The organism is Campylobacter iguaniorum (genome assembly GCF_000736415.1).
In the GTDB taxonomy this organism is placed as follows: Bacteria; Campylobacterota; Campylobacteria; order Campylobacterales; family Campylobacteraceae; genus Campylobacter; species Campylobacter iguaniorum.
In genome coordinates this window covers 914763-935925 of sequence record NZ_CP009043.1, presented here as the reverse complement: position 1 = coordinate 935925, position 21163 = coordinate 914763, and the positions used below count along the sequence as shown (strand labels likewise).

The following is a 21163-nucleotide window of genomic DNA, read 5'->3' as shown; positions in this document are numbered from 1 at the left end:
AATTATTTTATATTTTTTTAGATACTATTTTGAAAAATTTAAAGGAAATTTATGGATTGGATGCTTTTTACTACTAGTTTTTTCTTGGCAGCTCTTAGCCCTGGATTAAATATGATAATGGCACTTACTGTTGGGCTTAGCGCTGGATACAAAAAAGCGTTTTTGTTTATTTTGACTTCGACTGTGTCACTAGCGGCTATCGTATTTTTAAGTGGAGTAGGGATTGGATTTTTGATAACCAAATTTCCGATTTTCTTTACTATTTTAAAGATATTTGGTGCGTTTTATCTGTTTTTTATAGCTTATAAAATGTTTACAACAACAAAACTCCAAACTACAAATATCGATGCAAGTTTGCTTAGCACAAAAGCCATAGTTTTTCAAGGATTTGTAAGTGCGTTTGGCGATCCGATTATTTGGGGATTTATGATAAGCTTGCTACCTAAATTTATGGATATAAACGACCCATTTAATGGGACTTTTGCAGCATTTATCATCATCATAGCTTGTATTGAGTTTGTCGCGACAAACATCTATGCGATCGGCGGCTCTGGAGTCAAAAGATTTTTCAGTGCAAATTTCAAAATAATCAATAAAATAAGCGCTACCATGTTTGGACTTCTTGGAGTTTGGATGCTTTTTGAGGTTATAAAGTAATGGACTGGCTTTTATTTATAGGGTTTTTTTGGGCTGCATCTTTGATGCCTGGACTTAATATGACTTTAGCTCTTAGTCTTGGTATGAGTGTGGGATATAAAAAGACCTTGTATATGATGTTTGGAGCTACTTTAAGTCTTGGGATAGTGGCTTTTGTCTGTGCTTTTAGTGCTGGAGCTTTGCTGCTTAAATTTCCACTGTTTTTTCAAATATTTACGTTAATTTGTGCTTTTTATCTGCTGTATTTGAGCTATAAAATGTTTAAAGGCTCTAAATTTAGCTTAGAAAACAAAGCAACTGATATAAGCCCAAAAGCGCTATTTTGGCAAGGATTTATGAGCTCGATCTCAAATCCAAAAGCTTGGGCTTTATTTGTAGCTTTGATGCCGCCATTTTTGGACAAAGCCGATCCATTTGGCTCAAGACTTTATATGATGATAGCCGTTTTAATGGTGATTGAGATGATCGATTTTCATATTTACGCGCTTGGCGGAATGAGTTTTAAAAAAATATTGCCTACAAAAGCGTATTTGCTGGAAAAAATAAGCGCGACTTTAATCGGAGCGATTGCTATTATTATGATTGTAGAGATAATTTAATCTTTGAAAATGCAAGAAAATGCGTATATGCGTTATTTTTTTATTCAAAAATTATGTTAATTTTGCTATAATCCACCAAATTTTACAAGGAAAACCATGTCAAAAGTATGGAAATTTAAAGACAATATTGATACTGATATAATCATAGCTGCAAGGTATTTAAACACAAGCGATCCAGATATTTTAGCCAAACATATCATGGAAGATGCTGACAAGGATTTTTATTCTAAAATTTCAAAAGGTGACATTATTGTTGCTGGAGAAAATTTTGGCTGTGGAAGTAGTAGAGAGCATGCTCCATTAGCTTTAAAAGCTGCGGGAATTAGCGTAGTAATAGCAAAATCTTTTGCAAGAATTTTTTATCGCAATAGCTTTAATACTGGGCTTTTGATACTAGAATGCACTCAAACTGATGATATAAATGAAGGCGACGAGCTTGAGGTAAATTTCGGTGGTGGAATCATCAAAAATTTAACCCAAAATTGTGAGTATAAATTTGAGCCAATCCCTGAGTTTATGCAAGAATTAGTCAAAGCTGGCGGGCTTATTAATTACGCTAAAAAAAGTTTATAAGTTAGGTAAAAAAATGAAAAGATATAATATTTGTGTGATAAAAGGCGATGGAATAGGCCCTGAAATAGCTGATGAGGCGATAAAAGTACTTGATAGTGTGAGTGATAAATTTGGTTTTGAGCTAAATTATGAGTATTTTTTGATGGGCGGGGCTGCTATAGATGTATTTGGCGTACCGCTTCCTGATGAGACTCTTGAAGCTGCTTTGAAAAGCGATGCTGTGCTTTTTGGTGCGATTGGTGGAGAAAAATGGGATAATTTGCCAAGAAACTTACGCCCAGAAAGCGGACTTTTAAAAATCAGAAAATCTCTTGAAGCATACGCAAATTTGCGTCCAGCTTTGATATTTGATGAGCTAGTAAACGCTTCAACTCTAAAGCCTGAAATCTTGCAAGACGTCGATTTGCTCGTTGTCCGTGAGCTTACTGGTGGGCTTTATTTTGGTGAGCCAAGAGTTAAAGAGCAAAACAGAGCTTACAATACAATGGTTTATACAACTGATGAGATAAGAAGAATAGCAAAAATCGCCTTTGAAGCGGCGATGAAGAGAAACAAAAAAGTCTGTATGGTGGATAAAGCAAATGTGCTTGAAACTAGCCAGCTTTGGAGAGAAGTCACCACTGAAGTCGCAAAAGACTATCCAGAAGTGAGCCTTGAGTTTATGTATGTCGATAATGCAGCTATGCAGCTTGTCAGAAATCCAGCTCAGTTTGATGTCATTTTGACTGAGAATTTATTTGGCGATATTTTGAGCGATGAAGCAAGTATGATATGTGGATCTATTGGTCTTTTACCAAGTGCTTCAATGGGTGGCAAAGTCGGTATCTATGAGCCAATTCACGGAAGCGCTCCAGATATCGCAGGACAGGGCATTGCAAATCCTATAGCTATGATACTTTCAGCAGCTATGATGCTAAGATACGCGCTAAACGAAAACAAAGCCGCTGAAGCTATAGAAAAAGCTGTAAAAGCGGTCTTAAAAGATGGCTATAGAACAAAAGATATAGCTAAATTTGGAGCTGTTGAGATCTGCACTACGAGTGAAATCGGATCTATCATCAGCGACTATGTAAAGAAAATATGAAAAATACGGTAACCGAAGCACTAATCTATGAAAATCAAGGGCTAAGAGATGATGCCCTTGAAATATACAAAAACATACTCAAAGCCGATCCTACAAACAGTGAAGCGCAGTCGGCAATCCGCCGTCTAAGTGGGCTTAGGATAAAAAATATAAGTGTAAATGAGCAGATGCTTGAGTTTTTTTTAAATTTAAAAAATGAAGATGAGATAAGAGAGTTTAAAAGGTGGTTAATCAAAATATGAAACTTGAAGATATAGCAAAAATTACTATAGACGAAGTCGCAGCCGAGCTAGAAAAGATACAAAAATTAGAAGAGATGCAAAGAGCTGATGAAACACCTAAAACTGATGATATCATCGTCATAGAAGAAACAAATGCTAATGAGCCAAAGCCAAATTTAGACTTAAAAGATGAGCAAATTTTCTTACAAAATCTAAAAGATAGAATCTCAGTTTTGTTTGAAGGGCTAAATAATACCAAACAAGACAACATAGCTCTTAGGCTAGAACTCACCACTAAATTCTTAGAGTTTTTACTTGCAAATATCGAACACCGCCTTAGCAATATCTCAAAATAAAGAGTTTATAAGCTTACGCAAACTTCTCAAACAACACACAAAACGTGCATATTTTGTCGGTGGATATGTCAGAGATACATTGCAAAGTTTGCAAAGTTGTGACTTTGATATAGAAATTTACGATATTAGTCCTGAGAAGTTTGATACTTTGATGCAAAGTATTGGAGCTAAAGGTGTTGGTAAAAGCTATTTTGTCTATAAATTTGGCAATTTTGATCTAAGCTTGCCTAGAACTGAGAGCAAAAACGGTATCGGACACAAGGCGTTTAACGTCGAGTATTGCAATGATGAGCTTTTGGCTAGTAAAAGGCGTGATTTTACTATAAACTCAATGATGATAAATATTTTCAGTGGTGAAGTGCTTGATTTTTGGGGTGGAAGAGCTGATCTGAAAAATAGGATTTTAAGAATTGTTGATGAAAAAAGCTTCAGCGAGGATAGTCTTAGAGTTTTAAGAGCGGTTCAATTCGTGGCTAGATTTGGCTTAAAGGTCGATCCAAAAAGCTTAGAAATAATGCAAAATATTGATATAAATGACCTTAGCAAAGAGCGAATTAGGCTTGAGCTTGAAAAGCTTTTTGCGGCAAAAAATCAAGATCTTGGTATAAATTTGCTTAGTGATTTGGGGCTTGATATCAAGCTTTTTGGGGCTAAATTTGAGCCAAAATTTGCTAGGCTTGTCAAAGAACATTTTAAAATAACAAAAGATAATAGAACGTTTTTGTATGATTTAATAAATTTATATAATTTAAAAAATTTGCCCGAGATTTTCTCGCTTAGTAAAGAGTATAAAAGTGTGTTAAATGAACCATTTTTTACTAAAATTAGTAAGTTCGATATGCTAAAAGTAGCCCTAAATTTACCACTTTGCAAATGGCTTGGACTAAATACAAAAAATAGGATCAATCTAGCTAAACGACTTGGCTTTTATGAGACTAAATTTGAACCAAATGTCGATATAAAGAGTATTTTATCGGCTGGATTTAGTGGGGAAAATATCAAAAAAGAGATTTCGCGTAGGCAAAATTTAGCTATAAAAAATTATCTAAAAGATTTAAAATGATTATATGTATAGACCTTGGATCAAATACCTTGCGAGCTTGTTTGATGAATGAGAGCTTAGAAGTCATCAAAAGCTATGAAAAAATAGTCGGCTCAGCAAGAAATCTAAGCCCAAAAGGGCTTGCTGATGACGCGATGGAACGCATAAAATCAGGCTTAAAAGAGATAAAAAATGAGTTTGATTTTGGTAAATTTAGGCACAAAGCAGTGGCGACTGAGGCTTTTAGGCTTGCGAGCAATGCCAAGGCGTTTTTTGATGATATTTTGGTGGAGTTTGGTATTAAATTTACTATCATAAGTGGGCAATTGGAAGCTAGACTTACCAAACTTGGAGTGCAAAATAGGGCAGACAAACTTGGCATTGACATCACAAATGCTTTGTTAATTGATCTTGGTGGGGCAAGTACTGAGATTGGCTTTAAAGATGAGTTTAAGAGTTTTAGATTTGGTATAGTGAAATTTTGCGAAGAGTGCTTGGGTGAGGATTTAAGTAGTTTTAAAAACTATGATGATTTTGAAAATATGGCTATAAAAAAGACCAAAGAAGCTAGAGAATTTATATCTAAATTTAAATTCAACACCATTTTGCTAACTTCTGGAGTGCCTACAAGCGTGGCAGCGTTGAAGCTTGGGCTGACATATAGCTCTTATGACGCAAAGTTAGTCAATGGTCTAGTCATAAATGAAGCCGATATGGACGCCACAATAGAGCTTATAAAAACAAATCCAAATATCGATGAGCTAACAGGAGATAGTAGAGCTGGACTCGTGCTTGGTGGGATTTGGCTACTAAAATCCATGCTTGATAGCTCAAAACCATGGATCGTCATAGATGATGGGCTAAGAGAAGGCATCGCAGTAGGTGCGAAAATAAATCTAATCTAAAGGAGAAACAATGAGCGTAAAAGAGCAAATTTTAAACGACATAAAAGAGGCAATGAAGTCAAAAGATAACTTCAAAAGAGATACTCTAAGGCTGATAAACTCAGTATTTAAACAAATCGAAGTAGATGAAAGAGTGGAGCTTAGCGATGAGAGAGTCTTTGCTATCTTGCAAACTGAGATAAAACGTAGAAACGAATCAGCCACTCAGTACAAGGCTGGTGCTAGAGAAGACCTGGCAGATAAAGAGCTAAATGAGATAGCAATAATCTCTTTATATTTGCCAAAACAACTCAGCGACGAAGAGCTAGAAGCTAAGATGAAAGAGCTTATAGCTAGCATTGGGGCAAATGATATAAAAGATCTTGGAAAGCTAATGAAAGTGGCAAAAGATGAGTTTGGCGCGAGCTGCGATGGCAAAAGAATGAGTGAGTGCGCTAAAAAAATGCTAAGCAAATAATAAATTTAAGTAAATTTGATAAGTGCAAAACCTATCAAATTTACTATCTTACCGCGTTTGCCATATCCCACATCGGCATAAATATACCAAGACCAAGCAAAATAACCATAGCTGCGATAAATACAAGCAAAATAGGCTCAATATAACTGGCTATATTATCTATGATATTATCAAATTTTTCTTTGTAGTAGTCGGTGACTTTTTCTAGCATTGAATCAAGGCTACCGCTTTTTTCACCAGCACTAATCATCTGTATAAGCATACTCTCATAAAGTCCAGTATCCTTAAAAGAATCATTTAGAGAGTTACCTCTTTGCACGTTTTGCTTTACGCTTAGCATTTTGTTTTTCATATATGAGTTTTGTATAGTCATACAAGCAGTATCCAAAGCCTCTGCTATAGGTATACCAGCCTTGATAAGCTCAGCAAAAACTAGACTAAATCTACTCATAGTCGAGTAAAATATTATCCCGCCGATTAGATAAATTTTTAATACATATCTATCGACTATGCTTTTAAATGTATCGTTTTTTTGGTAAATCTTTTTGATGAGAAATACAAAAGCTATAAATCCGATAAGCAGATACTCGCCATAGTTATTTATGCCTGATTCTATGCCAAGCAGTATTCTAGTAGGTAGTGGCAAGGTCGCATTTAGCTGTTCGAATATATCTCTAAATTTAGGTACAACAAAAACCATTAAAACTATAAAAGCTAAAGCTATGGCTACAACGACAGTTATAGGATATCTTATGGCTTTTTTAAATTTGACTTGATTATTCCAGACTTCTTGGAGTATATCTGCTAGTTTTTTTAGTGCTTCTGCTAGATTTCCTGCTTCTTCGCCGAGCCTTACCATAGCAATTACTATATTTCCAAGATCTTTTTCATATGCCATTAAAGATTCAGTAAGACTCATACCAGCATTTAAGTCGTTGTTCGCCCCTTCAAAAATCATCTTTAGTTTTTTATCTGTTGTTGATTTTGCTACTTCTTTTATGCTGTCATGTATGGATATACCAGCATTTGTCATGACACTCAGCTGTCTTATAGAAGCGACAAGTCCAGGTATTTTGATCTTAGAAAATCTCATAGACTTACCAAATTGCTCTTTTAGCTCTGCGATTTGCATATCTAAAGGTATATTTTTTGTTTGGGTTATTTTTATTATAATGCCTTGATTATTTTTAGAGGCTATTTCTCTAGCTTCAGTTAAGTTTTCAGCCCTTATAAATACCTTTTGGCGTTTGTAGTTGATGATCTGTTCTACTTCGTAAACTCTCATGTTTTAGCTACTCTATAAACTTCTTCGATGGTTGTTATACCACGCGCTGCTCTGATGATACCGTCGCTAAACATATCGATAAAACCCTCTTCATAAGCTATCTTTTTAAGCTCTTCTTTTGAGGCGCCAACTGCTATTTTTGATGAAATATGATCACTGATTGGCAGTATTTCGCTTATCATCTCTCTGCCTAAAAATCCAGTTTGCGAGCACTCTTCACATCCTACGCTTTTGTAAAACTCATAATTTTGTGGTAGATATTTTTTGATACTATTCAATGTGTTTTCTGGCAAAACTGTTTTTTGCTTGCAGTGTGGACACAATCTTCTTACGAGTCTTTGAGCCTCTATAGCTACTAAAGCCCCACTTACAAGGTAGCTTTCTATACCCATATCGATTATTCTAGTAATTGCTGAAATAGCGTCATTTGTGTGAAGTGTAGAAAACACTAAGTGTCCAGTAAGTGCTGCTTGGACTGCTATACGCAATGTCTCTTGATCTCTTATCTCACCTATCATTATAATATCTGGATCTTGACGAAGAATAGATCTAAGTGCTAAAGAAAATGTAAGTCCAGCTTTTTCATTTACATGAACTTGTTGGATCAAATTTAGCTGATATTCGACCGGATCTTCGACGGTGATAATCTTCTTTTCGACGCTTTTTATATCATTTAATGCGCCATATAGAGTTGTTGTTTTACCGCTACCTGTAGGTCCAGTAACTAAGATTATGCCATAAGGCTGATGCATTGCGTTTTTAAATTTAGAAAAATTATCTGGATGCATTCCAAGATTTTCAAGACTAATGATGACTTTTGATTTATCAAGTATTCTTAAAACGATGCTTTCGCCATTTAAAATAGGCAAAGTCGAAATACGAAAATCATACTCTTTGTTTAAAATTTGAGCCGAAAAACGCCCATCTTGTGGCTTTCTACGCTCAGCAATATCCATATTTGATAGAAGCTTTATACGGCTCACTAGTGGTGGGTAAATGTCTTTATCAAAGACAAAACTCTCAGTAAGCATACCATCGATTCTGCTTCTTACTATGCAGTTGTTTTCTGCTGGTTCGATGTGTATATCGCTCGCTCTATTTTGTATGGCGGTTCTTAGTATGGTTTCGATGAGCTTTAAGATACCGCTGCTGTCGCTCTCAGCCGTACTTGAGCTACCAAGGTCTTTTCTGATCTCAGAGATAATGCCTTTTATGCTCTCATTTAGCTCGATTTTACTCATATATTTGTCTATAGAAGCTGGATCACAGACGACAACTTTAAGTAATTTTCTATTAAATATATGTCCGATTCTATCTTGAGAGTCTAGATCAAATGGATTTTTGAATGCGACATATACATTTATCTCATCTTCTTTTATCGGTAGAGCGCCTAGTTTTCTTAGCTGAAAAACTGGTATCTTTTCTGCTAAAGCATAATCCAAACTAGCACTATCTAAGTCGCAATACTCAAGTTTAAAGTGCTTTGCCACGTCTCTTAAAAAGTCGCTTGCTTCTATGTTAAAGCGTTCAGAGATTTCAAAAAGTGTTATTCTATCTCTTCTATATAGATCAAGCAGGGCAAATTTAAAATCATCGCTTTGGATGTGATTTTGATCTAATAAAACATTTTTTAGCCCATTTTGTATGATTTGTGGCTCTAAGGATATCGCCAGTGAGCTATCTAGCTTCCCATCTCTTACTAAAGTGAGTAGCAGCTGCTTATCTACTGGATTTAGCTCGTTCTCTCTCGAGACTGGTTTTTGGTAAAATTCAGGTCCGGATATAGCTTTTTCTTCATTCATAATTTTGCCTAGTTATAGAGTACCTGTTCGTATTTGCACTATAAGCCCATCGACATTTGTGGACGGTTGCTTTTGTTTTAATGCTTCTAATACTTTTAAAGCATCATCTTTTTTACCCATTTTATACTTGGCTTTTGCAAAGATGATCCAACCTTCGGCTTTATTTGCATCTATATTATTTATTATAAAAGCCCATTTCATAGCATTTTGATAGTCATTTTGTTTATAGTATTCATTGGCTAACATAATGGCGTATTTTACATCATTTGTACTTTCAAAACGCTTTTTTAAAGATGCTATTGATAAATTTAATTCGCCAACTTCTATAATGACTTTTTGTTTTTGATCTTGCTCTTTTTGCTCTATTTCTTGTTTTGCAGGCGTAATTTGTGGTTCATTTACGCTCGCAAACTCTTCTACGGTGATTACTTCTGGAATTTGGTTTATAAACTCCAAATTTTCTTCTATTTCTACTTCTTTTTGTGTGATAAGCTTAGGTGTTAGCTTCTCTTTTGTGGTTATATTTTTTTCTATTTTTATAGGTTTTTTAGGTGCTGGCGCTTCTTGTATCTCTACTATTTCTAAATTTTGGCTTGGCTCTTCATAAGTTGTATTTGATACATTATTTTCTTGTTGTTCTAGTTTTAGCTTAGCTTCTCTTGCTCTTTGTTTTAGTTCTTCAACTTCTTTTTGTAAATTTAGCTTTGCAATCTCTTGTTTGGCTAAATTTTCTTTATGCGTAGTATATGCAAAAAATCCACTAACCCCAGCGCCTATTACTGCTAAAATTAGTACAAATATAGAGTATTTTTTATATGATGATTTTCTTTGTTTGGATTTGTATTTTTTCCATCTATTTTCGAGTTCTAAAATTTCATACGCATCAAGCATCTAGTAGCTCCGAGTCTATGGCTGCCATCTCTATGATTTGAGTTACCATGTATTTTGAGTTTATAAAAGACGGTTTATTTGCTTCATAATGCTCATAAATTTCGTAAATTTTATGCATAAGCCTATTTAAGGTTCTTAAATTTCCATTTGTTAGCTTATGGATGAGCTTGAGCTGAGAGTGTTTGAACATACTAAAAAACGCTTGTTCGTCGTGAAATAGAAGCTTTTTTTCTATATAAAGGCTTATTTCGTCTAAATTTGAACTAGTAAGCTCTATGCTCTCCCAAATCCTAGTTTTGAAATAATCTTTTGCCAAAACATCTTCACTGCTTGTCTTATGAACCGTAAAAAGTATTTTAAAATATCTTGTATCAGCCATAAGCCTTATTTTTTCTATCAAATAATCAGGATAAAGCTGAGCCTCGTCAAGCAAAAGTATAATCTGATCTTGTGGATTTATAACTGTTTTTGTGTCTAAATTTGAGCCATATTTTTCTTTAAAAACTCTCATAAACTCTTCATAGCTATCTATATTTTGTGCATTTTGACCAAATATATTAAAATAAAGCGTGTTTATAAACTCTTTTTCATTGAAAAATGGTTGTGGAAAAAAGATAACTTTTTGTTTAGAAGATAGATCGTTACATATTTTATTTAGCAAAAATGTCTTTCCACTTCCTGGCTTGCCATAAAATAGTATGAGCTTCAGCGGTTTTTGAAGTGCATTTAGTATCTTGTGATACGTAAGAGTTGATTTATCGAGATTTACATAGTCAAATACGCCATTTTCCTCGATAAATATCTCTTTTAGTTTTGTATATTTATTCATACACAGACTCAGAAAAACCAAGTTCTTTTAATGAAGCTTTTATAGGTTTAACATCGTTTGCATCCACAACTCTTGGAGTAATGATAAAGATAAGCTCTGTTGTGCTTAAAGCATCTCTTTGGCTTTTGAATAAATTTCCAAGCACTGGTATATCGCCAAGAACTGGGACTTTGGTGTTATTTTTGCCTCTGGTTTCGCCTATAAGACCACCAAGTATGATGGTATCTCCGCTATTTACTTGAACGACTGTAGAAAGCTTCTTTTGAAGAGTATCTGGGGCTATCGTTCTAGGGGTTGTTTGTCTTTGATTGTCTTCATTGTATTTAAAATTACTTAGACTTGGATTGATTCTAAGCATTACTTTCCCATCATCGCTAATTTCTGGTAGTAAATTTAAAAGAATGCCTATAAAAATAGAATATTGTGTATTGCTATTTGTTTGTGTTCCGGTATTGCCATCTGTCCTAGCTGTAGCAACAACATAATTTATATTGTCTCCGACTGTTATAAGGGCTGGTTGGTTATTCATAGTCATGATTTTCGGACTTGAGACGACTTTTGTTTTGCCTTTGGTTTCTAAAAAGTTTAAAACGCCGTCCATACTTAAATTCAGTCCACCGCCAAGAACAAATCCGCCTGTTATATTTCTAAGGCTTTGAGCTGGATTTTCAAAAGTTCCTGTGCCAAATTGAACGCCAGAAGAAAATGGATTACCATTATTATCTGTTAGTATGTTTCCATCGTTTCCTCTTAGATAGCTATTAAATCCTAGCTCAAATTTAGACCAATCAACACCTTTGGTGTATTCATTATTTAGCTCAACTGCTATGATAGATACATCGATCATAACTTGCTTTTTAAGGCTTTGTTCGACATCTTTTATATAATCTTCAATGCGTTTTATCTGAGAGCTTGTTCCAGATACTGTGACAAGTCCAGCATTTGGATTGATTACTATAGAGCCTTTATTATCTGTTTTATCTGAGCTATCAAGTATGGCTTCTAGCTCGCTTTTTAAATTTACCCAAAAATCAAAAGCTTCTGTTGTTTTTATTTCGTTATCAAGAGTATTGCTAGATGTATTGTCTTGTGTCTGACCTGAGCTTGTGCTACTATTTCCTATTTCTACTGGAGCTGAATCCACAGATGCTCTTATAGATGCACTTCCTTCTCTTTTTGAGTTTATATAATCTATCTTAAAGGTTTTTGTCTTTAAAGATGAAATTTTTAGTACATTATGGTCAAATGTGTAGTTTAAATCTTTTTGTGATATTAAGATATTAAAAATTTCATTTAATGTTAAATCTTTTATATTTATACCAGAAATATTACCGTTTAATACCTGCCTTGAGTTTTCATCGTTTTGGATTATGCTAAAATGACAAATATCAGAAATTTGGTTTAAAATTTCATTTGTAGATACTGAATCTGTAATCTTGATATTAAAAACTCTTTTAGAGCAGTCATTGGCCGATAAATTTGGCGTAAATATTACCATAGACAAGGCTAAAGATAGTATTTTTAATGTCTTTTTATTTATATGATATATTGACATTTTTGTCGCCTTTCGTTAAATTTAATTCTAAATTTTGTGTTTGATTTTTTAGGATAACACTGCTTTGTTTTATTTTTTCGACAGTATATGGACCGATTAAATCACCTTTTTTTAGCCAAAGACTATTTATTTTGACTTTATTATCAAAAATTGCATAAAGTCTGTATGGATCTTGAGTTTCATTTATATCGACTATATTTGATGAAACTGCAGTTTGTGGCTTGATTATAAATGGATTTGATAGACTTTGTATCTCTATCTCAGTAAGTCCGGTTCTTTTTTCATTTATGTCTTGAATGAAATTTGTGTATTGTTTTATTATTTCGTCATTTCCGCTCATAAAAATGCAGCACAAAGCTATTAATGTAAATTTTTTCATCAATACATAACTCCCCAAGCAGAAATATTCATATTTACATATAGTTTATCATCTATTGAGGTAATGATTATATTGTTTAGCTCAATGATGAAATTTGACTGCTCAAATGCGTTTATAAACTTAACAAAATTACCAAAATTTGAGATAAACTCTACATTTATATCTTGTATTTTTCCAACGCTTAGTTGTGATATCGCTTGTGAATTATCTACTATTTTTGTGACAAATACACCATTTTCTTGAGCTTCTTTGGCTATATAGTTTAAAAATGATTTTTTATCTTTAAACTCAAAAGAAATCGCAGATAGCTTTTTAAGTTCGCTATCTAAATATTTAACATCATCTTTTATATTTTGGATTTTATTGATATTTTTTTTAAGCAAATTTTCTTCTACATTTAGCTCTTTTTGAGAGCTCATATCTTGATTTAAAACACTGATTTTTTCCATGATATTATCATACAAATTTACATTTTTATCGTAATATTTTTGAGAAATATCAAAGACAAACATATAGCAAATATAAAAAACAATAATAAATACTATACAAAATATAGCATAAATTTCATTTTTCTTTTTACCGCTAAAATACGCATCTAGTCTTGAAAGCAAATTTTCTATATTATTCATTATCTGATCTCCACAGTGACATTGCTCTCATAGTATCTTTTAGTAGAGTTTGAGTCAATCAAGCTTATCTCTTTTGTCACTGTTTTATAGATGTTTGACGCTCTTAGATCTTCTATGAGTTGCGTGATGTGTTTATCATTGCTGCTGATTAGATCCAAAACAATCATTCTATTATTTATAGAAATTTCTTTGATTTTAATATCCGTTTTGTTGATATATTTTGTTATATCGTATATAGCAACACCTTTCATAGGATAATTCATTTTTTTATCATAAATTTGATCTAGTAGATCTTTTTTGAGTTGCAAATCATTTTGTTTGTTTTCTAGCGTCTGTTTTATCTGCTGAACGTCAGCTATAAGCTGATTAATTTGGTTTTTGTATAGTATATTTTTTTGACTTATTTCTTCTAAGATAATCTGCTCTTTGTCTATTTTCATAGATAAATAATACCCATAACTAAACTGATAAATAGGATATAAAAGCCCAATTACTAAAGATATAAAAACTATAAGTATAAAAACTCCACTATCGCGGCTTAAAAAAGGAGGAGGGCGTAAAAAGTTAGAAAAATTTAATAGTTTTTTATCTTTTATATAATCTTTAGCATACAAAATCATAAGATTATGCAGATATGTTTGGTCTAATTCTTTGTTTTTTAGCGGTATATCGAAGTTAAAATCTTGAGTTTTTATAAGAAGTCTATCTTGTACAAATTTATCAAGTCCATTGATAGAACCAATATCGCTTCCTATATAGATGTTTTGGATAATGACGCCCGAGAATTTAGTAATGCTGTTTATGACGTCTGAAACATAATAAAATATATCATCTAATATCTGAGTTAAATACTCTTTTTGCTCTATATTTAGACCATTTTGCTTTAATTTGTTGAAAAAATCTTCATTTTCTAGTCTGTTTCCAGTCAGCTCTGTAAATTTATTATTTATCGCTCCTAAAGAGTATCTAGTGAGTGATTTTGACTGAAAATATTCTCCATTTTGATACACCGCCAAGAATGCGTCATCTTCTTGAAAATATATAAAACAATCGACTTTATCTTTAGCAAGCAGTGAATTTGTATAAAGGCTAGATAATAAAAGTGGCGCTGGGGCTATGCAGTCGAGATATTTTATTTGAGGTATTATATCTTTAAATTTATTTTCAATTGTTCTATTGTTTGCTATAAATACATCATATATGCTATTTGTGTTTGGATTGTTTTGTTTGATATATTTGATTTGGTATTCTAAATTTGGATCAAGACCAAGCTCTTGATACGCCTTTTGGATGATAATTCCTTCGATTTCGTCATATGTTGGGATATCGTAGTTCGCTACTGTGATGTCAATAGAGCTTATGATGATATCTTTGTGTTGGACATAAGATATAAAAAATCCATTTTCTTTTTCAAGCTTTAGAATGCTTTTTGAACTCAAGCTATCTTTTTGGCAGCAAAAAGCAGTTTGCTTAAATGGATCTATAGATATAATGCTAATATTACTTTGTTTTTTATCCACAACTTAACTCTGTTTATTATAAATTTAAGTTAATTGTATTACAAAAATTGATAAAAGTCAATATTCAAAGCTCTTTTTAACGGCATTTTCATCGCTTGTCCAGTTTTTATCTACTTCAACATTTAGTTTAAGAAATATTTTATTTTCTACTAATTGATTGATAATTTTTCTTGAATTGATGCCAATTCTTTTTATTGTGGCTCCGTCTTTGCCTATTAAAATACTCTTATGATGCTTGTTATCTGTCACGATAGTAGCATAAATTTCAGTTATATCTTGCTTTTCTACCACCTTATCGACTTTGACATCTGTCGAGTATGGAATCTCATCGCTAACACATTCAAAAATAGCCTCAAGTATAAGATCTCTGTAAATATCTTTTCCTCTGGCTGTGGTTATAAACTCAGGATCATAAAAATACTCATGTTCTGGCAAATGCTTGCAAATTTCATCCATTAAAATCTTTTTATAAGCTTGTTTTTTGGTGCTTGTTGGGATGATTGCTTTAAACTCATCGGCGTATTTTTGGTATTGGCTAAGCTTGTCAAAAATCTGTTTATCACTTGCTTCATCGATTTTGGTTAAGGCTATGATGTGCGGAACATCACGTTTTAAATTTAGAAACTTTTTATAATTTTCAAGATTATCAAAAACACTTGTTACGAAAAGTATCAAATCGCAATCGCCAATTGATTTTATCGCAGTTTCGATCATGAGTTTATTCATAGTTTTGTTACTCTCATGAAGACCTGGGGTATCCACAAATATAGCTTGGTCGTTTCCGTGCATGACTATGCCATTTATTTTTCTTCTAGTTGCGTTTTGTTTGTGAGAAACCATAGAGATTTTTTCATTTAAAAGATAGTTTAGAAGGCTACTTTTACCAGCATTTGTACGTCCTATAAGACTTATAAAACCGCTTTTCATAAGATATACTTTGCTAAATCTTCGTTTTGGCTGATCTCTCCAAGCTTTTCATCGACTAATTCTTTTGTGATTATCACTTTTTGTCCTTTATACTCATCAGCACTAAAGCTAATGTCTTCTAAAACTCTTTCAATGACAGTATGAAGCCTTCTAGCTCCGATATCTTCGACTTTTTGATTTGCATTTTGCGTGACTTTTGCTATGGCTTTTATGCTCTCATCGCTAAACTCAAGCTTGACATCTTCTGTTTTTAATAGTGCTTGATACTGGCTAAGAAGTGAGTTTTTAGGCTTTGTAAGTATCTCATAAAGCGCATTTTCGTCCAAACTATCTAAATTTACACGCAAAGGAAATCTGCCTTGAAGCTCTGGAATCAGGTCGCTTGGCTTGCTTATATGGAATGCTCCAGCAGCTATAAAAAGTATATGATCTGTTTTTAGTGTGCCAAATTTAGTGCTAACGCTTGAGCCTTCAACTATAGGCAATAAATCTCTTTGAACTCCTTCTTTGCTTGGATCTTGGTGGTTTGAGCTCCCACTAGAAACTGCTACTTTATCTATCTCATCGATAAAAATAATGCCTTCGTTCTCAGCTCTTTTCAAGGCTTGAATTTTAATGCTATCCATATCCAAAATCTTCTCGCTAGCTTCGTTTTTTAGGGCTTCTTTGGCGTCTTTGACTTTGAACTCTTTTTTAACTTTTTTGCTTCCTATTCCTATGACTTTTATGAAGTTTTCTTGCATAGCAGCCATATCTGGAGGCAAATTTGACCCAGCTTCAAAAGTAGTCTGGTCGATATCAAGTTCTATGCTTAGATGATCTAGTTTGCCGTCTTTTAGCTTTTCTTTCATCTTTTCATAGCTTGTTTCATAGTCTTTTAGTTTGTCTTCGCTAGCGCCTTTTGGAAGTGGCGGAAGAAGTTTTTCTAAGATTTTTTTCTCTATATATTCGTTTATTTTGTCGCTGTTTTTTTCGCGTTCTTCTTTTTTGACTAAATTTAAACTAGCCATCGCTAGATCTCTTACCATAGACTCCACGTCACGCCCCACAAAGCCCACTTCAGTGTATTTGCTGGCTTCAACTTTGATAAAAGGCAAGCCAAACATCTTAGAAAGTCTTCTTGCGATTTCGGTTTTGCCAACTCCAGTTGAGCCTATCATAAGTATATTTTTTGGGATTATATCTTCTTGCAAGCTTTTATCAAGTTGCATTCTTCTATAGCGATTTCTTAGAGCCACAGCGATGATTTTTTTGGCTTCATCTTGTCCGATGACATAATCATCTAAAAATTTAACAATCTCTTTTGGTGTTAGGTTCATTTCTCATCCCATAAAGCATAAGTTTTTATATTTGTATTTGTGTAAATGCAGATTTCTCCAGCGATTTTAAGGCTTTCTTTTACTAAATTTTCTTCATCAAGACTGCCAAATTTATCTAAAGCACGAGCTGCACTTAGTGCGTAGTTGCCACCACTTCCGATAGCTGCTATCTTGCCATCTTCTGGCTCGACCACATCCCCAGTCCCACTAAGCAAAAATATATGCTCACGGTCAAGCACAAGCATCATGGCTTCAAGTTTTCTTAAATATTTGTCTTTTCTCCACTCTTTGCTAAACTCAATTGCTGCTTTTAGCAAATTGCCTTTTGTACCCTCAAGTATGCGTTCAAACATATCAAAAAGATTAAACGCATCAGCAGTACTTCCAGCAAATCCAGCCAAAATCTTGCCATCAAGGAGCTTTCTTATCTTTGTGGCGTTGCCTTTTAAGACTGTATTACCAAAGCTAACTTGCCCATCTCCTCCGATGACTGAGCCGTTTTTGCCTTTATAAGCTAAAATCGTTGTTGCATGAAACATTATTCACCGACCACGACTAGTTCAAATTTAGCACTTATTGAGTTGCCAAGCTTTAGGCTCACGTCGTATGTGCCAGTTGTTTTGATGTGATCACATTCGATTGATTTTTTATCTACGTCATAGCCTTTTTGCTCTTTTAGAGCGTTTGCGATATCGTCTTTTGTGACACTACCAAAAAGTGCACCGTTTGCGCCAAGTTTTGATTTGATAAGAATTTTGACATTTGATAGCTCGCTTGCTAGTTTTTGGCTTTGGCTAATCTCATAAGCCTTAGTTTCAGCTTCTTTTTTCTTTGCGGCTTCATATTGTCTCAAAACTGCGTCAGTAGCTGCTTTTGCTAGACCTTTGCCAATCAAAAAATTATTACCATATCCGTCTTTTACATCCTTGACTTCGCCAGCTTTTCCTAGACCCTTTACATCTTTTATAAGTAGTACTTTCATATTTTATCCTTGTTTAAATTTGAGCCATTCTATCATAAAACATTTAATAGTTCTCTAAATTTAGGCTTTTGGGGCTATAAATTTATCTTTTGTTATTTATTTAGTATTGCAAAAAATGCTCTATAATCACGCAAAAAATTTAAAGGTAAAAAATATGGCTTTTGAAAAAGTTTTACAAGCGATAGAGGATATAAAAAACGGCAAAATGGTTGTCATGGTCGATGATGAAGATAGGGAAAACGAGGGCGATATAGTTTACGCTGCTTGTTTTAGTGATATTGAAAAAGTAAATTTCATGATAAGCCACGCAAAAGGCGTCTTGTGTACTCCAGTTACAAGAGAGCTTGCGAGCAAATTTGAACTAGCTCCAATGGTTAGCTCAAATACAAGCTGCCACGAAACAGCTTTTACAGTAAGTATCGATGCTAAGGCTGCAGCCACTGGCGTGAGTGCTTATGAGCGTGATATGACTATCAAAATGCTAGTTGATTACAACACAACTGCTGATGATTTTGTGCGTCCTGGACACATTTTTCCATTGATTGCTAAAAATGGTGGCGTTTTGGAGCGAACTGGGCACACTGAAGGAAGCATAGATTTATGTAAACTTGCTGGAGTGGCGCCAGTTTCTGTTATTTGCGAAGTTGTAAATGATGATGGAACTATGGCAAGGCGGGATGACTTAGAGAAGTTTTGCGAGAAATTTGGACTAAATATGGTAAGCGTTTCAGATATAATAGAATACCGTTTGCACCATGAAAAGCTTATAAATGTAAGTGAGCCAAAGCAAGGTAGCGTGGCTGGATTTTTGGCTACAAAATACAGTATAAAAGACCACTTAAGCAACACTCACACAGCCTTTGTGTTTGGGCAAATAAATAAAAAAACAAATGTTAAATTTCACAAAATCAGAACCGATATCGAGCTTCTTAGCTCTCCAAAATATCCAGAGTTCATCTCTCATCTTGAAACGCTTAAAAAAGAGGGTGGAATACTTGTATTTTTAGACGGCGAAGACTGTAACTCAAATATATTTAAAAATTATGGCGTTGGTGCTCAAATCATAAAATATTTTGGTGCAAAAGATATAGAAATTTTAAGCTCAAGCGAATATAAAGAGTTTGTGGCTATAAAGGGATTTGGATTAAATATATTAGGTTATAAATCTTGATTGTAAGCACTGCAAATGCAGTGCTTAACTAAATTTATTCAGCTTTTTTACTTGGTTTTTTGAAGCTTCTTTTATTACCAAAATCTTTTTTTGGTGTGTCTTGTTTTGGTCTGCCTTTACCAAAGCTTTTTTTAGCATCTTTTGAGCCAAATTCGCCTTTTGGTTTAGCATCTCTTTTGAAATCTTTTTTGAAGCCAGACTTTGAATCTGATTTTTCATCACTTCTTTTGCCTCTGAATTCTCTTGGTTTGTCTTTTGAGAACTCTTTTTTAGGTGATTTTTTAAATTCTCCATCACTTGAGAAATCTTTTTTAAATCCAGATTTTGGAGCTGATCTTTTAAATTCTTTTTTAGGAGCATCGAAGCTAAACTCATCGCTGAAGCTGTGATCTGAAAACTCTTTTTTCACATTTCTTTTAAATTCTCGTTTTGAGCCAGTTTCAAAACCATCATCTTTTTTGAAGCTTGGTTTTTTGTCTTTAAATTTATCATCAAATTTAGAGCTTCTTTTTGGTTTGAAATCGCCATTTTTAAATTCGCTATTTTCAGAAGTTTCTTTTCTAGCTCTTGGTTTTCTATCGCCAAATTTATCATCGAAACGACCTTTTCTCTCTGGTCTTTGGCTATCATCCCTATCTCTTCTATCTCTTCGCTCGCCTCTATCTTTTCTAAATTCTCTTTGTCTTGACTCTATTTTATTGCCATTTTCGCTATCTCTTGTTGGCTCTTTTTTGACATTTCCACCACGTCTGATAGGCTGCGGTTTTACGCTAAGATCGGCTTCAAATCCCTCAAGGCTCTCTCTAGTCATTTTTTGATTTGTTAGTTTTTCTATATCTCTTAAAAACTTAAACTCATCAACGCATACTAAAGATATAGCAAGTCCGTCATTTCCAGCTCTGCCAGTTCTTCCTATCCTATGAACGTAATCTTCAGGAACATTTGGAAGCTCTAAGTTTATCACGCAAGGCAGTCCAGCTATATCGATACCACGAGCTGCGATATCAGTAGCTACTAGAAGCTGAGTTTTGCCACGTTTGAAATTATCTAGCGTCCTTGATCTCACGCTTTGGCTTTTATCCCCATGAAATGCAGCTACGCTTAGCCCAAGAGAGTGCAAATATGATGAGCATTTATCGGCTCCTCTTTTTGTGCGAGTGAAGATTAGGGCTTGAGCTGGATTTTCTATTTTTAAAACCTCGTTTAAAAGTTCATGTTTTTTATCTCTATCTACTGTAATTACTCTTTGAGTGATTTGTGATACTGTGCTATTTTGTGTATCTACTTGGATTTTTACTGGATTATTTAGCACGATAGAGCAAAGTGTCCTAACCTCTTCAGGATAAGTCGCTGAAAATAGCATATTTTGTCTATCGGCAGGCAAGATTTGAATGATTTTTTTGATATCGTGGATAAAGCCCATATCAAACATTCTATCAGCTTCATCAAATATCAAAGTATCCACGTGAGATGTATCAACGACATCTTGAGAAACAAGGTCTAAAAATCTACCAGGAGTTGCCACAACTATATCTAAACCGCTTTTAAAAGCTTTGATTTGTGGGGTTAAGCTAACTCCGCCAAATATCGGCATAATTTTAAATGGTAAATTTTTGGCATAAGATTTGAGATTTTGTGATACTTGGTTTGCAAGCTCTCTTGTAGGCACAAGGATTAAAACGCGAGTTTGTGGGTGTTTTTTGTTTCTATCTTTTTGTAAAAGTTTTTCTAAAATAGGCAGACCAAAGGCTGCAGTTTTGCCAGTGCCAGTTCTCGCACCAGCTAGTATATCTTTACCCGCAAGCACTGCTGGAATAGCTGCTTCTTGGATTTTGGTAGGGGTTTCATAATCTAGCTCGAATAGTGCTTCTATAATTTTAGAGCTGAGATTAAAATCTGAAAATAACATAAAAATTTCTTTCCTTTTGTTAAGTAAATTTGTGAAAATAAGTTTGATCTTATAAAACTAAAATATAAAGA

The 21163-nt window shown here is 33.9% G+C and carries 23 protein-coding genes; 10 read left to right on the top strand and 13 right to left on the bottom strand.

Annotated elements, in window-relative coordinates; all coding sequences use genetic code 11:
• Window positions 1–51 precede the first annotated feature (51 nt).
• The 9 genes from CIG1485E_RS04645 to CIG1485E_RS04605 all read left to right on the top strand — a co-directional run bounded on the left by CIG1485E_RS04645 (window position 52) and on the right by CIG1485E_RS04605 (window position 5894).
• The gene (locus tag CIG1485E_RS04645; protein ID WP_038454241.1) at window positions 52–657 is read left to right on the top strand and encodes a LysE family translocator; all 606 of its coding nucleotides are present in this window, start codon (window positions 52–54) and stop codon (window positions 655–657) included.
• A complete protein-coding gene (locus CIG1485E_RS04640) occupies window positions 657–1256 on the top strand; it encodes a LysE family translocator (RefSeq protein WP_038454239.1) in 600 nt (199 codons plus the stop codon). Before CIG1485E_RS04645 ends, CIG1485E_RS04640 begins: the two co-directional genes overlap by 1 nt.
• 96 nt (window positions 1257–1352) lie before the next feature.
• A complete protein-coding gene (locus CIG1485E_RS04635) occupies window positions 1353–1829 on the top strand; it encodes a 3-isopropylmalate dehydratase small subunit (RefSeq protein ID WP_038454237.1) in 477 nt (158 codons plus the stop codon).
• A 13-nt stretch (window positions 1830–1842) separates the two neighbouring features.
• Complete coding sequence (gene leuB, locus CIG1485E_RS04630) at window positions 1843–2913, top strand: 3-isopropylmalate dehydrogenase (RefSeq protein ID WP_038454234.1); 1071 nt, start codon at window positions 1843–1845, stop codon at window positions 2911–2913.
• On the top strand, window positions 2910–3155 hold the full coding sequence (locus tag CIG1485E_RS04625; RefSeq protein WP_038454232.1) for a tetratricopeptide repeat protein: 246 nt from the start codon (window positions 2910–2912) through the stop codon (window positions 3153–3155). Before leuB ends, CIG1485E_RS04625 begins: the two co-directional genes overlap by 4 nt.
• Complete coding sequence (locus CIG1485E_RS04620) at window positions 3152–3490, top strand: CiaD-like domain-containing protein (protein ID WP_038454230.1); 339 nt, start codon at window positions 3152–3154, stop codon at window positions 3488–3490. Before CIG1485E_RS04625 ends, CIG1485E_RS04620 begins: the two co-directional genes overlap by 4 nt.
• Window positions 3450–4553: a tRNA nucleotidyltransferase/poly(A) polymerase family protein gene (locus CIG1485E_RS04615; RefSeq protein ID WP_038454228.1), complete on the top strand. Its 1104-nt coding sequence runs from the start codon at window positions 3450–3452 to the stop codon at window positions 4551–4553. Before CIG1485E_RS04620 ends, CIG1485E_RS04615 begins: the two co-directional genes overlap by 41 nt.
• Window positions 4550–5437, top strand: a complete 888-nt coding sequence (locus tag CIG1485E_RS04610; RefSeq protein ID WP_038454226.1) for a Ppx/GppA phosphatase family protein — start codon at window positions 4550–4552, stop codon at window positions 5435–5437. Before CIG1485E_RS04615 ends, CIG1485E_RS04610 begins: the two co-directional genes overlap by 4 nt.
• A gap of 10 nt (window positions 5438–5447) precedes the next feature.
• Window positions 5448–5894, top strand: coding sequence for a GatB/YqeY domain-containing protein (locus tag CIG1485E_RS04605; RefSeq protein ID WP_038454224.1), 447 nt, complete (start codon window positions 5448–5450; stop codon window positions 5892–5894).
• Window positions 5895–5937: 43 nt separating this feature from the next.
• Here CIG1485E_RS04605 and CIG1485E_RS04600 read toward each other — a convergent pair whose 3' ends face one another.
• Genes CIG1485E_RS04600 through rplI form a run of 12 tightly spaced genes read right to left on the bottom strand, consistent with a single transcriptional unit; the run spans window position 5938 to window position 18012 of the window.
• Entirely contained in the window at window positions 5938–7179 is a 1242-nt protein-coding gene (locus CIG1485E_RS04600; protein WP_038454222.1) for a type II secretion system F family protein, read from the bottom strand.
• On the bottom strand, window positions 7176–8981 hold the full coding sequence (locus CIG1485E_RS04595; protein ID WP_081867138.1) for a GspE/PulE family protein: 1806 nt from the start codon (window positions 8979–8981) through the stop codon (window positions 7176–7178). The genes CIG1485E_RS04600 and CIG1485E_RS04595 overlap by 4 nt, the downstream gene beginning before the upstream one ends.
• A gap of 12 nt (window positions 8982–8993) precedes the next feature.
• The gene (locus tag CIG1485E_RS04590; RefSeq protein ID WP_038454220.1) at window positions 8994–9872 is read right to left on the bottom strand and encodes a CDC27 family protein; all 879 of its coding nucleotides are present in this window, start codon (window positions 9870–9872) and stop codon (window positions 8994–8996) included.
• The gene (locus CIG1485E_RS04585; protein ID WP_038454218.1) at window positions 9865–10701 is read right to left on the bottom strand and encodes an ATP-binding protein; all 837 of its coding nucleotides are present in this window, start codon (window positions 10699–10701) and stop codon (window positions 9865–9867) included. The genes CIG1485E_RS04590 and CIG1485E_RS04585 overlap by 8 nt, the downstream gene beginning before the upstream one ends.
• The gene (mshL, locus tag CIG1485E_RS04580) at window positions 10694–12256 is read right to left on the bottom strand and encodes a pilus (MSHA type) biogenesis protein MshL (RefSeq protein ID WP_038454216.1); all 1563 of its coding nucleotides are present in this window, start codon (window positions 12254–12256) and stop codon (window positions 10694–10696) included. Before mshL ends, CIG1485E_RS04585 begins: the two co-directional genes overlap by 8 nt.
• Entirely contained in the window at window positions 12234–12635 is a 402-nt protein-coding gene (locus CIG1485E_RS04575; protein WP_038454214.1) for a hypothetical protein, read from the bottom strand. Before CIG1485E_RS04575 ends, mshL begins: the two co-directional genes overlap by 23 nt.
• Window positions 12635–13264 (bottom strand): hypothetical protein, encoded by a 630-nt coding sequence (locus tag CIG1485E_RS04570; protein WP_038454212.1) that lies wholly within the window; start codon window positions 13262–13264, stop codon window positions 12635–12637. The genes CIG1485E_RS04575 and CIG1485E_RS04570 overlap by 1 nt, the downstream gene beginning before the upstream one ends.
• Window positions 13264–14784, bottom strand: coding sequence for a Cdc6/Cdc18 family protein (locus CIG1485E_RS04565; protein WP_051870925.1), 1521 nt, complete (start codon window positions 14782–14784; stop codon window positions 13264–13266). Before CIG1485E_RS04565 ends, CIG1485E_RS04570 begins: the two co-directional genes overlap by 1 nt.
• Window positions 14785–14841: 57 nt before the next feature.
• A complete protein-coding gene (era, locus tag CIG1485E_RS04560; RefSeq protein ID WP_038454210.1) occupies window positions 14842–15711 on the bottom strand; it encodes a GTPase Era in 870 nt (289 codons plus the stop codon).
• Window positions 15708–17030 carry an HslU--HslV peptidase ATPase subunit gene (hslU, locus tag CIG1485E_RS04555; protein WP_038454208.1) on the bottom strand — a complete coding sequence of 441 codons (1323 nt, stop codon included), beginning with the start codon at window positions 17028–17030 and terminating at the stop codon, window positions 15708–15710. Before hslU ends, era begins: the two co-directional genes overlap by 4 nt.
• A complete protein-coding gene (gene hslV, locus CIG1485E_RS04550; RefSeq protein ID WP_038454206.1) occupies window positions 17027–17569 on the bottom strand; it encodes an ATP-dependent protease subunit HslV in 543 nt (180 codons plus the stop codon). The genes hslU and hslV overlap by 4 nt, the downstream gene beginning before the upstream one ends.
• The gene (rplI, locus tag CIG1485E_RS04545) at window positions 17569–18012 is read right to left on the bottom strand and encodes a 50S ribosomal protein L9 (protein ID WP_038454204.1); all 444 of its coding nucleotides are present in this window, start codon (window positions 18010–18012) and stop codon (window positions 17569–17571) included. The genes hslV and rplI overlap by 1 nt, the downstream gene beginning before the upstream one ends.
• Before the next feature lie 154 nt (window positions 18013–18166).
• Here rplI and CIG1485E_RS04540 point away from each other — a divergent pair, with 154 nt between their 5' ends.
• The gene (locus tag CIG1485E_RS04540) at window positions 18167–19183 is read left to right on the top strand and encodes a bifunctional 3,4-dihydroxy-2-butanone 4-phosphate synthase/GTP cyclohydrolase II (protein ID WP_038454201.1); all 1017 of its coding nucleotides are present in this window, start codon (window positions 18167–18169) and stop codon (window positions 19181–19183) included.
• A gap of 34 nt (window positions 19184–19217) precedes the next feature.
• On the opposite strand, the gene CIG1485E_RS09195 is transcribed toward CIG1485E_RS04540, so the two are convergent.
• Window positions 19218–21092 (bottom strand): DEAD/DEAH box helicase, encoded by a 1875-nt coding sequence (locus tag CIG1485E_RS09195; protein ID WP_051870924.1) that lies wholly within the window; start codon window positions 21090–21092, stop codon window positions 19218–19220.
• Window positions 21093–21163: the final 71 nt, after the last annotated feature.

Bases quoted from the DNA above. Each gene is read 5' to 3' on its own strand.
- CIG1485E_RS04645 (WP_038454241.1), top strand. From the start codon at position 52: ATGGATTGGATGCTTTTTACTACTAGTTTTTTCTTGGCAGCTCTTAGC.
- CIG1485E_RS04640 (WP_038454239.1), top strand. From the start codon at position 657: ATGGACTGGCTTTTATTTATAGGGTTTTTTTGGGCTGCATCTTTGATG.
- CIG1485E_RS04635 (WP_038454237.1), top strand. From the start codon at position 1,353: ATGTCAAAAGTATGGAAATTTAAAGACAATATTGATACTGATATAATC.
- leuB (WP_038454234.1), top strand. From the start codon at position 1,843: ATGAAAAGATATAATATTTGTGTGATAAAAGGCGATGGAATAGGCCCT.
- CIG1485E_RS04625 (WP_038454232.1), top strand. From the start codon at position 2,910: ATGAAAAATACGGTAACCGAAGCACTAATCTATGAAAATCAAGGGCTA.
- CIG1485E_RS04620 (WP_038454230.1), top strand. From the start codon at position 3,152: ATGAAACTTGAAGATATAGCAAAAATTACTATAGACGAAGTCGCAGCC.
- CIG1485E_RS04610 (WP_038454226.1), top strand. From the start codon at position 4,550: ATGATTATATGTATAGACCTTGGATCAAATACCTTGCGAGCTTGTTTG.
- CIG1485E_RS04605 (WP_038454224.1), top strand. From the start codon at position 5,448: ATGAGCGTAAAAGAGCAAATTTTAAACGACATAAAAGAGGCAATGAAG.
- CIG1485E_RS04600 (WP_038454222.1), bottom strand. From the start codon at position 7,179: ATGAGAGTTTACGAAGTAGAACAGATCATCAACTACAAACGCCAAAAG.
- CIG1485E_RS04595 (WP_081867138.1), bottom strand. From the start codon at position 8,981: ATGAATGAAGAAAAAGCTATATCCGGACCTGAATTTTACCAAAAACCA.
- CIG1485E_RS04590 (WP_038454220.1), bottom strand. From the start codon at position 9,872: ATGCTTGATGCGTATGAAATTTTAGAACTCGAAAATAGATGGAAAAAA.
- CIG1485E_RS04585 (WP_038454218.1), bottom strand. From the start codon at position 10,701: ATGAATAAATATACAAAACTAAAAGAGATATTTATCGAGGAAAATGGC.
- mshL (WP_038454216.1), bottom strand. From the start codon at position 12,256: ATGTCAATATATCATATAAATAAAAAGACATTAAAAATACTATCTTTA.
- CIG1485E_RS04575 (WP_038454214.1), bottom strand. From the start codon at position 12,635: ATGAAAAAATTTACATTAATAGCTTTGTGCTGCATTTTTATGAGCGGA.
- CIG1485E_RS04570 (WP_038454212.1), bottom strand. From the start codon at position 13,264: ATGAATAATATAGAAAATTTGCTTTCAAGACTAGATGCGTATTTTAGC.
- era (WP_038454210.1), bottom strand. From the start codon at position 15,711: ATGAAAAGCGGTTTTATAAGTCTTATAGGACGTACAAATGCTGGTAAA.
- hslU (WP_038454208.1), bottom strand. From the start codon at position 17,030: ATGAACCTAACACCAAAAGAGATTGTTAAATTTTTAGATGATTATGTC.
- hslV (WP_038454206.1), bottom strand. From the start codon at position 17,569: ATGTTTCATGCAACAACGATTTTAGCTTATAAAGGCAAAAACGGCTCA.
- rplI (WP_038454204.1), bottom strand. From the start codon at position 18,012: ATGAAAGTACTACTTATAAAAGATGTAAAGGGTCTAGGAAAAGCTGGC.
- CIG1485E_RS04540 (WP_038454201.1), top strand. From the start codon at position 18,167: ATGGCTTTTGAAAAAGTTTTACAAGCGATAGAGGATATAAAAAACGGC.
- CIG1485E_RS09195 (WP_051870924.1), bottom strand. From the start codon at position 21,092: ATGTTATTTTCAGATTTTAATCTCAGCTCTAAAATTATAGAAGCACTA.